Here is a 12,791-nt window from a genome sequence, read left to right on the forward strand (position 1 = left end):
GGCGGTTTTGCTTGCACTTGCTGGCCAATGGTTACCGGCCTGGGGTCAACCCCTGGGGCAAAGTCGCTGTTGGCTGAAAGGGAAGGACTTTGCACCGCGCAGTCCCGCAGAGAAAGGAAAAAGAAAGACATGAACAACAAGAACACGCGCAGGGCCTGGGCACTGGCCGCCCTGCTGGGGCTGGGCAGTGGCGCCGCCATGGCGCAGGTGGACGTCCATGTGAACCTGAACCTGCCCGGCCGCCTGGCCGTGCCAGCGCCGGTGTACGCGCCGCCACCGCAAATGCTGCCGCGCCCGGTGTACGTGGCGCCGCCGCCGCCCGTGCACGTCATGCCGCGCCCGGTCTATGTGGCGCCGCCGGTGGCGCTGGCCCCGCAGCCGGTGCATGCACAGCACTGGCACGGCAGCAAGGAATGGCACAAGTGGCACAAGCGCCAGGCCAAGGAGCAACGCAAGGCCGAAAAGCGCGCCTACAAGCGCTGGAAGCGCGACTGGGATGACGACGACGATTGAGCCGCTGCCGGCAGCGCACCGCCGCTGCAGCGCGCGCGGGCTGCGCACGACAGCCGCGCGCGTGGCCGGCTGACACGCCAGCCGCTGCGCGCCTCACTAGACTGCCGGCCATGAACGCCGCTGCTTCTGTTCCTTCCCCCTCCGATCTGTCTCTCGCCCGCTGCCGTTGCTGCGCTGGGGGTCCGTCCACCGGCCCATGGCAGGCGCGGCGCGCCTTCGTGCTGGCCGGCCTGGCCGCGGCCGCCACGCCGGCGCTGGCGCAGGTGGACGTGGGCCAGTCTTCGCGCCTGCGCAGCCTGGTGCCGGCAGAAACGCTGGAGACCTCGGCCACCCAGCAGTACCACCAGATGCTGGAGCAGGCCCGCGCCAAGCGTGCCCTGGCGCCGGACAACCACCCGCAGCTGGTGCGCCTGCGCGGCATCGCGCGCCGCCTGATCCCGCAGGCCATCCAGTGGAACCCGCGCGCCCGCGACTGGCAGTGGGAGGTGAACCTGATCGGCAGCAAGCAGATCAATGCCTTTTGCATGCCCGGCGGCAAGATCGCCTTCTTCACCGGCATCCTGGACCAGCTGAAGCTGACCGACGACGAGGTCGCGATGGTCATGGGCCACGAGATGGCGCACGCCCTGCGCGAGCACGCGCGCGAGCGCATCGCCAAGACCCAGGCCACCAGCATTGGCCTGTCGCTGGGCGCGCAGCTGCTCGGCCTGGGCGACCTGGGCAACGCCGCGGCCAACCTGGGCACGCAGCTGCTGACGCTGAAATTCAGCCGCTCCGACGAGACCGAGGCCGACCTGGTCGGGCTGGAGCTGGCCGCGCGCGCCGGCTACGACCCGCAGGCCGCCGTGAGCCTGTGGCGCAAGATGGGCGAGGCCACGGGCAACAACGGCGTGGCGTTCTTGTCCACCCACCCCAGCGGCCCGGACCGCATCCGCGAGCTGGAGCGCAACGTGCCGCGCGTGCAGGGGCTTTACCGGCAGGCGGCCGGGCAGCGCTGACACGGCAGGGTACGCGGCCCTCAGGTCCCGCCCACGAACGGGTTGCTGCGCCGCTCCTGCCCGAAGCTGCTCTCCGGCCCATGGCCCGGGATGAACACCGTCTCGTCGCCCATCGGCCACAGCCGCTGGGTGATGCTGTCGATTAGCTGCTGGTGGTTGCCCTGCGGAAAGTCGGTACGGCCGATGCTGCCGGCGAACAGCACGTCGCCGACGAAGGCGCGTTGAATTTGCGGCGCGTGGAACACCACGTGCCCAGGCGTGTGGCCGGGGCAGTGGCGCACGTTCAGCGTTTCCTGGCCGATGGTCACGGTGTCGCCGTCGTGCAGCCAGCGCGTGGGCGTGAAGGCCTGCGCGGGCGCGAAGTGGAACATCGCACTTTGCTGCGGCAGGCCGTCGATCCAGAACTGGTCGCCCTCGTGCGGGCCGATGATGGGCAGCTGCAGCTTTTCCGCCAGCTCGCCGGCGCCGCCGGCATGGTCGATGTGCGCGTGCGTCAGCCAGATGGCTTTCAGGTTCAGCCCGCGCCCCTGCACGGCGGCCAGCAGCCGGTCCAGGTCGCCGCCGGGGTCGATGACGGCGGCGTCCATAGTTTGGTCGCACCAGACGAGCGAGCAGTTCTGCTGGAACGGCGTGACGGGGATGGTCAGGTAGTGGAGCATGGTTTTTCAGTGAAATTGGCTGTCAGCCCTTGTTTCATATGGGTCTGCAGCTCTTTTTTTCATAGCGCAAGCGCGTAGTCCACGGTGATCGGCGCGTGGTCGCTGAATTTCTCGCCCTTGTAGATATGCTCGCCGCGCGCCAGCCGGGCCAGCGCTGGCGTCGCCAGGTGGTAGTCCAGCCGCCAGCCGACGTTGTTGGCATAGGCCTGGCCGCGGTTGCTCCACCAGGTGTAGCAGGCGTCGGTGGCGTCGGGCTGCAGGTGGCGGTACACGTCCACCAGGCCGCCGCCCGCGTCCTCGGCGTGCAGCAGGCGCGTCATCCAGTCGCGCTCCTCGGGCAGGAAGCCGCTGTTCTTCTGGTTGCTGCGCCAGTTCTTCAGGTCCTGCTGCTGGTGCGCGATGTTGATGTCGCCGCACAGGATGAACTCGCGCTCGGCCTTGAGCGCCATCAGGTGCGGGTGGAAGTTGCCCAGGAAGCGGAACTTCGCCGCCTGGCGCTCCTCGCCCGACGAGCCGCTGGGAAAGTAGGCGCTGATGATCGACAGCTTGCGCGCCGGGGTGTCGAAGCGCAGCTCGACATAGCGCCCCTCGGGGTCGAACTCGTGGCAGCCATAGCCCACGCGCACGTCGCTGGGTTCGCGCCGGGTGTAGATGCCCACGCCCGAATAGCCCTTCTTGGCGGCGAAGTGGAAGTGGCCGGACAGGCCGGCCAGCTGCTCGAAACGCCCGGCCATGTCCGGCGCCTGGGCCTTCAATTCCTGTACGCAAATACAATCCGGCCGCTGCCGGTCCAGCCATGCTTCGAGCCCCTTGGAGGTCGCCGAGCGGATGCCGTTGAGGTTGAGACTGGTGAGCTTGAACAGGGACGAATCCATCATGCTGAATCAGGGCGCCGCCGCTGCGGGCGGGCAAGGCGAGAACACAGAAAACGCGGCCGGGGCCGAGCTGGCGCAGGAGTTCGTACGCTTCGCGGTCGAGGCGGGCGTGCTGCGCTTCGGGGAATTCAAAACCAAGGCCGGGCGCATGAGCCCGTATTTCTTCAACGCCGGCCTGTTCGACGACGGCGCCAAGCTGGGGCGCCTGGCGCAATTCTATGCACGCGCCCTGGTGGCCAGCGGCATCGGCTTCGACATGGTCTTCGGCCCGGCCTACAAGGGCATCCCGCTGGCGGCCACGGTGGCGGTGGAGCTGGCGCGGCTGGGACGCAACGTGCCGTTCGCCTACAACCGCAAGGAGGCCAAGGACCACGGCGAGGGCGGCACCCTGGTCGGCGCGCCGCTGGCCGGGCGGGTGCTGATCATCGACGACGTGATGAGCGCCGGCACGGCGGCGCGCGAGTCCATCGCGCTGATCCGCGCCGCCGGCGCCACCCCGCACGCCATGGCCATCGCCCTGGACCGCCAGGAAAAGGCCACCGAGGGCGGGCGCGACGTGGAGCACAGCGCCGTGCAGTACGTGCGTGACGCGCTGGGGCTGCAGGTGTGCGCCATCGCCACGCTGGCCGATTTATTGCTTTATCTTTCGGCCAGCGGCGGCGACGCGCAGATGCACACGCACCGCGACCGCGTGCTGGCCTATCGCCAGCGCTATGGTGTCGAGGACACCACTGCGCCTACCATGGCAGCCGGCAGCCGATAGGGCGCCGGGCAGACCGCCCGTGCCCTTCACGCGCCGGATCGGCTGCCTGCCTACGAGGAGTCCGCACTTGCCCCTGCTGTCCATTGCCCGTCCCTGGCCCGCCCGCTTCGTGTGCAGCAGCGTCGTGGTGCTGGGCAGCGTCCTGGGAGCGGTGCCGGTCAGCGCCCAGGAGGCCAAGTCGCCCAAGGAGGTCTACACCTGCGTGGACCGGGCCGGCCGGCGCATCACCGCGGACCGGCCTATTGCCGAGTGCACCGACCGCGAGCAGCGCGTGCTGGACACCACCGGCACCGAGCGCCGGCGCATCGGCCCGACCCTGACCGATCACGAGCGCGCGGCGCTGGAGGAGCGGCGCCGGCGCGAGGCGCTGGAGCGCGCCCGGGCAGCCGAGGAGCGCCGCCGCGAGCGCGCCCTCACCGCGCGCTACCCGGACGAGGCCGCGCACCAGGCCGAGCGCGCCCAGGCGCTGGCGCAGGTGGACCAGGTCAGCGCCGTGGCACGCCAGCGCATTATCGACCTGGGCGCCTCGCGCCAGCGCCTGAACACCGAGCTGGAGTTCTACCAGGGCGACGTGGCCAAGGCGCCGCCCAAGCTGCAGCGCCAGTTTGCCGACATCGACCAGGAACTGCGCGAGCAGCAGCGCTTCATCGACATGCAGGAGCAGGAAAAGCGCCGCATCGAACAGCGCTTCGACGCCGAGCTGGCGCAGCTGCGCCAGCTGTGGGCGGCGCAGCGCGCGGCGTCCGAGCGCTGGGCCGCGCCGCCTGCGCCTGCCGCCAAGCCGTGACGGCCGGCCCTGTCGAGGCGTGAAAAAAGCGCCCGAGGACGCTTTTTTGTGCAGCTGTCATGTCGAAAATGATAGCTGTCAGCCCTTGTATTGAAAGGGCTGGCGTCAGATTTGGCCTGAAATTCAGTCCAGCCGGCTTTTCAGCAGCGCATTGACCTGCTGCGGGTTGGCTTTGCCGCGGCTGGCCTTCATGACCTGACCGACCAGCGCGTTGAACGCCTTGTCCTTGCCGGCGCGGTACTGCTCGACGTTGGCAGCATTGGCCGCGATGACCTCGTCCACGATGGCTTCCAGTGCCCCGGTGTCGCTCATCTGCTTCAGGCCCTTGGCCTCGATCAGTGCGTCTACCTCCTGGCCCTCGCCGGACCAGAGCGCCTCGAACACCTGGCGCGCGGCGTTGTGGCTGATGGTGCCGTCCTGGATGCGTCCGATCAGCGCGGCGAGCTGCGCGGCCGGCACGCGCACCTGCTCCATGCCGATCTCCTCGGCATTCAGCCGGCGCGAGATCTCGCCCATGACCCAGTTGCTCGCCAGCTTCGGCTGGCCGCTGAGCTGCGCCGCCTGCTCGAAATAGGCGGCCATGGCCTGGCTTTGCGTCAGCGTGGTGGCGTCGTATTCGGGCAGGCCGTACTGCTGCACGAAGCGCGCGGCCATGGCGCGCGGCAGCTCGGGCATGGCGGCGCGCACCTGCTCGATCCATTCGGGCGCGACGACCAGCGGCGGCAGGTCCGGGTCGGGGAAGTAACGGTAGTCGGCCGCGTCCTCCTTGGTGCGCATGGCGCGCGTCTCGCCGGTGTCGGGGTCGAACAGCACGGTGGCCTGTTGGATCGTGTGGCCGTCCTCGAGCTGCTCGATCTGCCAGCGGATCTCGTAATCGATCGCCTGCTGCATCGAGCGGAACGAGTTCAGGTTCTTGATCTCGCGGCGCGTGCCCAGGGGCTGGCCGGGCTTCCTGACCGAGACGTTGGCGTCGCAGCGAAACGACCCTTCCTGCATGTTGCCGTCGCAGATGCCGATCCAGGTGACGATCTTGTGCAGTTCCTTGGCATAGGCCACGGCTTCTTCCGTGCTGCGCATGTCGGGTTCGGTCACGATCTCCAGCAGCGGCGTGCCGGCGCGGTTCAGGTCGATGCCGCTCATGCCGATGAAGTCCTCGTGCAGCGACTTGCCGGCGTCTTCTTCCAGGTGCGCACGCACCAGCCGCACGGTCTTCTTGTCCTCGCCGAGCAGGAACGACACCTCGCCGCCCTGCACCACGGGGATCTCGAACTGGCTGATCTGGTAGCCCTTGGGCAGGTCCGGGTAGAAGTAGTTCTTGCGCGCGAAGATGCTTTCGGGCGCGATGTGGCTGCCCAGCGCCAGCCCCAGGCGGATGGCGAGTTCCACCGCTTTCTTGTTCATCACCGGCAGCGTGCCGGGCAGCGCCAGGTCGACGGCGCTGGCCTGGGTGTTGGGCTCGGCGCCGAAGGCGGTGCTGGCGCGGCTGAAGATCTTGCTGGCGGTGGCCAGCTGGGCGTGCGTCTCGAAGCCGATCACGACCTCGTAGCCCTGGATGAGTGTGGCTGTCATGTGCAAGGGAGGGCGGTGCGGGGTCAGGCGCCGGCCGGGCGGCGCTGGTGGAAGTCGGTGGCCTGCTGCAACGCGTGCGCCACGTTCAGCAGTTGCGCTTCCTCGAAGTGGTTGCCGATCAGCTGCAGGCCCACCGGCAGGCCATGCGCGCCGAAGCCCGCGGGCGTGCTCATGGCGGGCAGGCCAGCCAGCGATGCGGGCAGGGTGTAGATATCGGCCAGGTAGGTCGCCAGCGGGTCGGTCTTGGCGCCGATCTCCCAGGCCACGCTGGGCGACACCGGCCCGGCGATCACGTCGCATTGGGTGAAGGCGCTTTGCAGGTCGTCGGCGATCATGCGGCGCAGGCGCTGCGCCTGCAGGTAGTAGGCGTCGTAGTAGCCCTCGGACAGCACGTAGGCGCCGATCATGATGCGCCGCTTGACTTCCTCGCCGAAGGCCTCGGAGCGCGACTTCTTGTACATGTCCAGCAGGTCGCTGTAATCCTTGGCGCGGTGGCCGTAGCGCACGCCGTCGAAGCGCGACAGGTTGGACGAGGCCTCGGCCGGGCTCAGGATGTAGTAGACCGGCACGGCCAGGTCGGTGCGCGGCAGCGAGATGTCGACCAGCGTGGCGCCGAGCTTTTCGTATTCCTTCAGCGCGGCCTGCACGGCGGCGCGCACGTCGTCCTGCAGGCCCTCGGCGAAGAACTCGCGCGGCACGCCGATGCGCAGGCCGTCGATGCGGCCTGTGAGCTGGCGCGTGAAGTCCTCGGCGGGCCGGTCCAGGCTGGTCGAGTCGCGCTCGACGTCCGGGCCGCACAGGTGGCTCAGCAGCAGCGCGCAGTCTGCGGCCGTGCGCGCCATGACGCCGGCCTGGTCCAGGCTGGAGGCGTAGGCGATCATGCCGTGGCGGCTGGCGCGGCCGTAGGTCGGCTTGATGCCGGTGATGCCGCATAAAGCGGCCGGCTGGCGGATCGAGCCGCCGGTGTCGCTGGCCGTGGCGCCGGGCACCAGGCTGGCAGCCACCGCCGCGGCCGAGCCGCCCGAGGAGCCGCCCGGAATGCGCGCCGTGTCCCACGGGTTGCGCACCGGCTGGGCCGCGTCCAGGCCCACGGCCGGCACGGCGGCGTTCTCGTTGCTGCCGCCCATGGCGAACTCGTCGCAGCTGAGCTTGCCCAGCGTCACGCAGCCGGCGTCGGCCAGGTTGGCGACGATGGTGGCGTCGAACGGCGAGCGGTAGCCGGCCAGCATGCGGCTGGCGGCGGTGGTGGGGAAGTCGCGCGTGACGAACACGTCCTTGTGGCCGATGGGCACGCCGGCCAGCGGGCCGGCGCTGCCGGCGGCGATGGCCTGGTCCTGGACGCGCGCCTGCGCCAGGGTGGCGTCCGCGTCGATGGCGAGGAAGGCAGCCAGGTCCTGGCGCGCCTGCGCGCGGGCCAGGAAGTGCCGGGCCAGTTCCTCGGCGCTGACCTGCCTGGCGCGCAGCTGCGCCGCCAGCGCGGCGACGCCCTGCTCGTGCAGCGCGGCGCCGGAAGATGAAATGGAAGTCGTCTGTTGCATGCCGTGGTCCCCGCCGTTCACTCGATCACCCGCGGCACCAGGAACAGCCCGCCCTCGACCGCCGGGGCGTTCGCCTGGTAGGCCTCGCGCCGGTTCGGCTCGCTGGCCACGTCCTCGTGCAGGCGCAGCGCCACGGGCTGCACGGCCGCCAGCGGATGCGCCAGCGGCGCCACGCCGGTGGTGTCCACCGCCTGCATCTTCTCGACGATGGCGAAGAAGTCGTTGATGGTGGTGAGCATGCGCTCGCCCTCGGCGGGGTCGAGCTCCAGCCGCGCCAGATGGGCGATGCGGGCGATGTCCTGGGGGGTCAATGCCATAGAAAAAAGGCGCCGCAACTGGATGTAAAGCTGACCATCCCGCTCGTCGGCGCGCAAAGTTATTCACAGGGGATGCGTTATTATCCCGCCTTTGCCGCCACGCCCTCCCGCAGCGCCGGTGACCGTGCGAAAAAAGCCCCCCTGCCCCTGAGACCCTTCGAGATTTTGACGGTGACGGCCAGCCGACCTGCCTGCCGTCCTGCATTGAGGACCCCTGCATGTTCGGATCACTGCGTCGGTACTTTTCCACCGACCTGGCCATCGACCTCGGTACCGCCAACACCCTGATCTTCGCCCGCGACAAGGGCATCGTGCTGGACGAGCCCTCGGTGGTGGCCATCCGCCACGAGGGCGGGCCGCATGGCAAGAAGGTGATCCAGGCGGTGGGGCGCGAGGCCAAGGCCATGCTGGGCAAGGTGCCGGGCAACATCGAGGCCATCCGCCCGATGAAGGACGGCGTGATCGCCGACTTCGTGATCACCGAGCAGATGATCAAGCAGTTCATCAAGATGGTGCATCCGCGCTCGGTGCTGACCCCCAGCCCGCGCATCATCATCTGCGTGCCCTGCGGCTCCACCCAGGTCGAGCGCCGCGCCATCAAAGACGCGGCCGAGGCCGCCGGCGCCACCGCCGTCTACCTGATCGAGGAACCCATGGCCGCCGGCATCGGCGCCGGGCTGCCGGTGTCCGAAGCCTCGGGCTCGATGGTCGTGGACATCGGCGGCGGCACCACCGAGGTTGGCGTCATCAGCCTGGGCGGCATGGTCTATAAGGGCAGCGTGCGCGTGGGCGGCGACAAGTTCGACGAGTCGATCATCAACTACATTCGGCGCAACTACGGCATGCTGATCGGCGAGCCCACCGCCGAGGCCATCAAGAAGAACATCGGCAGCGCCTTTCCCGGCGCCGAGGTGCACGAGATGGAGGTCAAGGGCCGCAACCTGTCCGAGGGCGTGCCGCGCAGCTTCACCATCTCCAGCAACGAGGTGCTGGAGGCCCTGACCGAGCCGCTCAACCAGATCGTCAGCGCCGTCAAGAATGCGCTGGAGCAGACCCCGCCTGAGCTGGGCGCCGACATCGCCGAGCGCGGCATGATGCTCACCGGCGGCGGCGCGCTGCTGCGCGACCTGGACCGCCTGCTGGCCGAGGAAACCGGCCTGCCGGTGCTGGTGGCCGAGGAGCCCCTGACCTGCGTGGTGCGCGGCTGCGGCATGGCGCTGGAGCGCATGGAGCGCCAGGGCGGCATCTTCACCAGCGACTAATGGCGCCCGGCGGCGTGCAGGCGCTGGCCTGGGCCGCCACCGCGCCCCGCAGCCCGCCCTGTCCGACGCATGCCCCCGGGAACGCTTGAACGCACCGCGCCCTCGCTGTTTCGCCACGGGCCGTCGCCGCGCGCGCGGCTGCTGCTGTACGCCGCGCTGGCGCTGTTCCTGATGGTCGCCGACGCACGCTTTCGCGTCACCGAGCCGCTGCGCAATGCGGTGGCGACGGTGCTCTACCCGCTGCAGTGGCTGATGCTGCAGCCGGTGCAGTTCATCAGCCAGGGGGCGGAGCGCCTGCAGTCCCTGGAGCAGGCGCAGCACGAGCGCGACAGCGCGCAGCAGGCCCTGGTGCAGCTGGCGCAGCGCGCCGGCCAGGCCGAGCAGCTGCTGAGCGAGAACACCCAGCTGCGCGAGCTGCTGGCGCTGCGTGAGCGCATCACCACGCCGGCACGCGCCGCCCAGGTGCTGTACGACACGCCCGACGCCTATACCCGCCGGGTGGTGGTCGACCAGGGCCAGCTGGCCGGCGTCGCGCCGGGCTCGCCGGTCATGGACGCGCGCGGCGTGCTCGGCCAGGTCACGCGCGTGCACCCGGCCCTGAGCGAGGTCACGCTGCTCATCGACCGCGACCAGGCCATCCCCGTGCTGAACGTGCGCACCGGCGCGCGCAGCGTGGCCTATGGCGACCCGGTGGCGGCGCACGGCGGCGGCATGGAGCTGCGCTTCACGCCCGGCAATACCGATGTGCAGGAGGGCGACCTGCTGGCCACCAGCGGCATCGACGGCGTCTATCCGCCCGGCCTGCCGGTGGCGCGCGTGGTGCACGTCGAGCGCCGCGCCGACTCCACCTTCGCGCGCATCTACTGCGAGCCGCTGGCGCAGATGCAGGGCGCGCGCCACGTCATGCTGCTGGAGCCGGTGGCCGCGGCGCTGCCTGAGTTGCCCCCGCCCGAGCCCGCGGCCGGCCAGAAGAAGCGCGTGCAGTCCACCCCGGCCGCCGAGGCTGCCGCCAAGGGGGGCCGCCGATGATCATGCCGCGCGGCCAGCCGCTGCTGATGCCGGTGCGCCCGGCGTTCATCGCCTTGAGCCTGCTCATTGCCCTGGCGCTGTCCATGCTGCCGCTGGGGCGGGTGCTGTGGACGCCCGACTGGGTGCTGCTGCTGCTGCTGTTCTGGGCGCTGCAGCAGCCCGGGCGCGTGGGCATGGGCCTGGCCTTCGCCATGGGCCTGGTGCTGGACGTGCAGCAGTCGGCGCTGCTGGGCCAGCACGCACTGGTGTACGCGCTGGCGGTGTTCGCGGTGCAGGCGGCGGCGCGCCGGCTGCTGTGGTTCGGCGCGCTGATGCAGGCGCTGCAGCTGGGGCCGGTGTTCCTCGCCGCCCACCTGCTGCAGGCGGCGCTGCGCGTGGCCGGCGGCGGGCTACTGCCCGACTGGACGCTGCTGCTGGCACCGTTGCTGGAGACGCTGCTGTGGCCGCTGGCCAGCTGGCTGCTGCTGGCGCCGCAGCGCCGCCCGCCGGACCAGGACCAGAACCGCCCGCTGTGACATGACCGAGCTGCGCAATGCCCAGGCCGATGCGTGGCGCTTTCGCCTGCGCGTGGTGGTGGTGGGGCTGGTGGTGCTGCTGGCCTTCGGGCTGATCGCCGCGCGCCTGTACGTGCTGCAGGTGGTGCGCCACGAGGGCCTGGCGGACCAGGCCGAGAGCAACCGCACCGCCGTGGTGCCCATCGTCCCCAACCGCGGCCAGATCCTGGACCGCAACGGCGTGCTGCTGGCGACCAACTACTCGGCCTACACGCTGGAGATCACGCCCACGCGCTCGATGGATGTGGACGCGACCATCGACCAGCTGGCCGAGATCGTGGACATCCAGCAGCGCGACCGGCGCCGCTTCAAGCGGCTGATGGACGAATCGCGCCGCTTCGACTCGCTGCCGATCCGCACCCGCCTGTCCGACGAGGAGGTGGCACGCTTCGCCGCGCAGCGCTGGCGCTTTCCCGGCGTGGACATCAAGGCGCGGCTGTTCCGCACCTACCCGCTGGGCGAGGTCGGCAGCCACGCCATCGGCTACATCGGCCGCATCAACCAGCGCGAGAAGGAACGCATCGAGGACTCCGAGGACGCGGCCAACTACCGCGGCACCGACTACATCGGCAAGCTGGGCGTAGAACAGAGCTTCGAGGCCACGCTGCACGGCCACACCGGCGTGGAGCTGCTGGAGACGTCGGCCGGCGGCTACGCGGTGCGCCGCCTGGAAAGCCACCCGGCGACGCCCGGCAACACCGTCATGCTGTCGCTGGACATCAAGCTGCAGAAGATGGTCGAGGACCTGTTCGGCGAGCGCCGCGGCGCGCTGGTGGCGCTGGACCCGCGCAACGGCGAGGTGCTGGCGCTGGTGTCCAAGCCGACATTCGACCCGAACCTGTTCGTCGAGGGCATCGACCAGGAAAACTGGCAGGCGCTGAACGAATCCATCAACAAGCCGCTGCTCAACCGCGCGCTGCGCGGCACCTATCCGCCGGGCTCGACCTACAAGCCGTTCATGGCGCTGGCGGCGCTGGAGACCGGCAAGCGCGCCGCCAGCGTGGTGGTCAACGACCCGGGCTACTACAACTACGGCGGGCGCACCTTCCGCAGCCACCCCGGCGGCCTGGGCGGCGTGGACATGGTGCGGGCCATCCAGTATTCGAGCAACACCTACTTCTATTCGCTGGCCGTGGAGATGGGGGTGGATGCCATCCACGACTTCATGGCTCCGCTGGGCTTCGGCCAGATCACCGGCATCGACTTAGGGGGAGAGGTGCGCGGCGTGCTGCCCAGCACCGAGTGGAAGAGGAGCGCCTACAAGCGCGCCGAGGCCAAGCGCTGGTTCTCCGGCGAGACCGTGTCGCTGGGCATCGGCCAAGGCTACAACAGCTTCACCATGCTGCAGCTGGCGGTGGCCGAGGCGACGCTGGCCAACGGCGGCACGCGCCACCGCCCGCACCTGATCAAGGCGGTGAAGGACCAGGTCACCGGGGCGGTCACCGAGGTGCAGCAACCGCCCGGGGAATCGCTGGGCTACAAGCCGCGGCACATCGAGACCATCCACAAGGGCCTGCGCGCGGTGATCGAGGCCGGCACCGGCCGGCGCGTGTTCGCCGGCGCGCCCTATGCCGCCGCCGGCAAGACCGGCACGGCGCAGGCCGCCGCCTGGGCCCAGGGCACCAAGTACAACGCCGCGCTGCTGGCCGAGCACCAGCGCGACCACTCGCTGTTCGCCGCTTTCGCGCCGGTGGAGGACCCGAAGGTGGCGGTGGCCATCATCGTGGAGAACGCCGGTTTCGGCTCGGCCGCCGCCGCGCCCATCGTGCGGCGCGTGTTCGACTACTGGCTGCTGGGCCAGTACCCGAGCGAGGAGGACATCGCCGCCGCCGCCCGGGGCCAGGCAGGCGCGCCGATCGGCACGCCGCGGCGGGCGGAAGAGGTGGAGCTGCCCGCGGCCGCCGCACCTTGAGGCCGCGCGGCCGGG

At 70.1% G+C, this 12,791-nt stretch carries 13 protein-coding genes; 8 read left to right on the plus strand and 5 right to left on the minus strand.

What is annotated here, in order from left to right:
* Nucleotides 1–129 precede the first annotated feature (129 nt).
* Entirely contained in the window at nucleotides 130–513 is a 384-nt protein-coding gene (locus tag BLQ61_RS05280; RefSeq protein WP_091567388.1) for a hypothetical protein, read from the plus strand.
* Nucleotides 514–623: 110 nt separating this feature from the next.
* Nucleotides 624–1,511 (plus strand): M48 family metallopeptidase, encoded by an 888-nt coding sequence (locus BLQ61_RS05285; protein WP_091567390.1) that lies wholly within the window; start codon nucleotides 624–626, stop codon nucleotides 1,509–1,511.
* A gap of 20 nt (nucleotides 1,512–1,531) precedes the next feature.
* Here the strand turns inward: BLQ61_RS05285 and BLQ61_RS05290 are convergent, their stop codons facing one another.
* Both BLQ61_RS05290 and BLQ61_RS05295 read right to left on the minus strand, forming a co-directional pair.
* On the minus strand, nucleotides 1,532–2,170 hold the full coding sequence (locus BLQ61_RS05290) for an MBL fold metallo-hydrolase (protein ID WP_091567392.1): 639 nt from the start codon (nucleotides 2,168–2,170) through the stop codon (nucleotides 1,532–1,534).
* Between the two features lie 59 nt (nucleotides 2,171–2,229).
* Nucleotides 2,230–3,045 (minus strand): exodeoxyribonuclease III, encoded by an 816-nt coding sequence (locus BLQ61_RS05295; RefSeq protein ID WP_245703860.1) that lies wholly within the window; start codon nucleotides 3,043–3,045, stop codon nucleotides 2,230–2,232.
* A 1-nt stretch (nucleotide 3,046) separates the two neighbouring features.
* Between BLQ61_RS05295 and pyrE the strand changes: the two genes are divergently transcribed.
* A complete protein-coding gene (gene pyrE / locus BLQ61_RS05300) occupies nucleotides 3,047–3,808 on the plus strand; it encodes an orotate phosphoribosyltransferase (protein ID WP_245703844.1) in 762 nt (253 codons plus the stop codon).
* 76 nt (nucleotides 3,809–3,884) lie between these two features.
* Complete coding sequence (locus tag BLQ61_RS05305) at nucleotides 3,885–4,595, plus strand: DUF4124 domain-containing protein (RefSeq protein WP_091567567.1); 711 nt, start codon at nucleotides 3,885–3,887, stop codon at nucleotides 4,593–4,595.
* Between the two features lie 123 nt (nucleotides 4,596–4,718).
* Here the strand turns inward: BLQ61_RS05305 and gatB are convergent, their stop codons facing one another.
* Genes gatB through gatC form a run of 3 tightly spaced genes read right to left on the minus strand, consistent with a single transcriptional unit; the run spans nucleotide 4,719 to nucleotide 8,019 of the window.
* Complete coding sequence (gatB, locus tag BLQ61_RS05310) at nucleotides 4,719–6,164, minus strand: Asp-tRNA(Asn)/Glu-tRNA(Gln) amidotransferase subunit GatB (RefSeq protein WP_091567394.1); 1,446 nt, start codon at nucleotides 6,162–6,164, stop codon at nucleotides 4,719–4,721.
* A gap of 23 nt (nucleotides 6,165–6,187) precedes the next feature.
* Nucleotides 6,188–7,702, minus strand: a complete 1,515-nt coding sequence (gene gatA / locus BLQ61_RS05315; RefSeq protein WP_091567569.1) for an Asp-tRNA(Asn)/Glu-tRNA(Gln) amidotransferase subunit GatA — start codon at nucleotides 7,700–7,702, stop codon at nucleotides 6,188–6,190.
* A gap of 17 nt (nucleotides 7,703–7,719) precedes the next feature.
* Nucleotides 7,720–8,019, minus strand: coding sequence for an Asp-tRNA(Asn)/Glu-tRNA(Gln) amidotransferase subunit GatC (gatC, locus tag BLQ61_RS05320; RefSeq protein ID WP_091567396.1), 300 nt, complete (start codon nucleotides 8,017–8,019; stop codon nucleotides 7,720–7,722).
* Nucleotides 8,020–8,237: 218 nt separating this feature from the next.
* Between gatC and BLQ61_RS05325 the strand changes: the two genes are divergently transcribed.
* The 4 genes from BLQ61_RS05325 (at nucleotide 8,238) to mrdA (ending at nucleotide 12,776) form a co-directional block, all read left to right on the plus strand.
* A complete protein-coding gene (locus tag BLQ61_RS05325; protein WP_091567398.1) occupies nucleotides 8,238–9,281 on the plus strand; it encodes a rod shape-determining protein in 1,044 nt (347 codons plus the stop codon).
* Nucleotides 9,282–9,350: 69 nt separating this feature from the next.
* Nucleotides 9,351–10,310 carry a rod shape-determining protein MreC gene (gene mreC, locus BLQ61_RS05330; RefSeq protein WP_091567399.1) on the plus strand — a complete coding sequence of 320 codons (960 nt, stop codon included), beginning with the start codon at nucleotides 9,351–9,353 and terminating at the stop codon, nucleotides 10,308–10,310.
* Nucleotides 10,307–10,825, plus strand: coding sequence for a rod shape-determining protein MreD (gene mreD / locus BLQ61_RS05335; RefSeq protein ID WP_091567400.1), 519 nt, complete (start codon nucleotides 10,307–10,309; stop codon nucleotides 10,823–10,825). Before mreC ends, mreD begins: the two co-directional genes overlap by 4 nt.
* 1 nt (nucleotide 10,826) lies before the next feature.
* Nucleotides 10,827–12,776, plus strand: coding sequence for a penicillin-binding protein 2 (mrdA, locus tag BLQ61_RS05340; RefSeq protein WP_091567402.1), 1,950 nt, complete (start codon nucleotides 10,827–10,829; stop codon nucleotides 12,774–12,776).
* Nucleotides 12,777–12,791: the final 15 nt, after the last annotated feature.

It is taken from the genome of Oryzisolibacter propanilivorax, assembly GCF_900103645.1.
In the GTDB taxonomy this organism is placed as follows: Bacteria; Pseudomonadota; Gammaproteobacteria; order Burkholderiales; family Burkholderiaceae_C; genus Melaminivora; species Melaminivora propanilivorax.

Coding starts and splice junctions, on each gene's coding strand:
- BLQ61_RS05280 (WP_091567388.1), top strand. CDS start 130: ATGAACAACAAGAACACGCGCAGGGCCTGGGCACTGGCCGCCCTGCTG.
- BLQ61_RS05285 (WP_091567390.1), top strand. CDS start 624: ATGAACGCCGCTGCTTCTGTTCCTTCCCCCTCCGATCTGTCTCTCGCC.
- BLQ61_RS05290 (WP_091567392.1), bottom strand. CDS start 2,170: ATGCTCCACTACCTGACCATCCCCGTCACGCCGTTCCAGCAGAACTGC.
- BLQ61_RS05295 (WP_245703860.1), bottom strand. CDS start 3,045: ATGGATTCGTCCCTGTTCAAGCTCACCAGTCTCAACCTCAACGGCATC.
- pyrE (WP_245703844.1), top strand. CDS start 3,047: ATGCTGAATCAGGGCGCCGCCGCTGCGGGCGGGCAAGGCGAGAACACA.
- gatB (WP_091567394.1), bottom strand. CDS start 6,164: ATGACAGCCACACTCATCCAGGGCTACGAGGTCGTGATCGGCTTCGAG.
- gatA (WP_091567569.1), bottom strand. CDS start 7,702: ATGCAACAGACGACTTCCATTTCATCTTCCGGCGCCGCGCTGCACGAG.
- gatC (WP_091567396.1), bottom strand. CDS start 8,019: ATGGCATTGACCCCCCAGGACATCGCCCGCATCGCCCATCTGGCGCGG.
- BLQ61_RS05325 (WP_091567398.1), top strand. CDS start 8,238: ATGTTCGGATCACTGCGTCGGTACTTTTCCACCGACCTGGCCATCGAC.
- mreC (WP_091567399.1), top strand. CDS start 9,351: ATGCCCCCGGGAACGCTTGAACGCACCGCGCCCTCGCTGTTTCGCCAC.
- mreD (WP_091567400.1), top strand. CDS start 10,307: ATGATCATGCCGCGCGGCCAGCCGCTGCTGATGCCGGTGCGCCCGGCG.
- mrdA (WP_091567402.1), top strand. CDS start 10,827: ATGACCGAGCTGCGCAATGCCCAGGCCGATGCGTGGCGCTTTCGCCTG.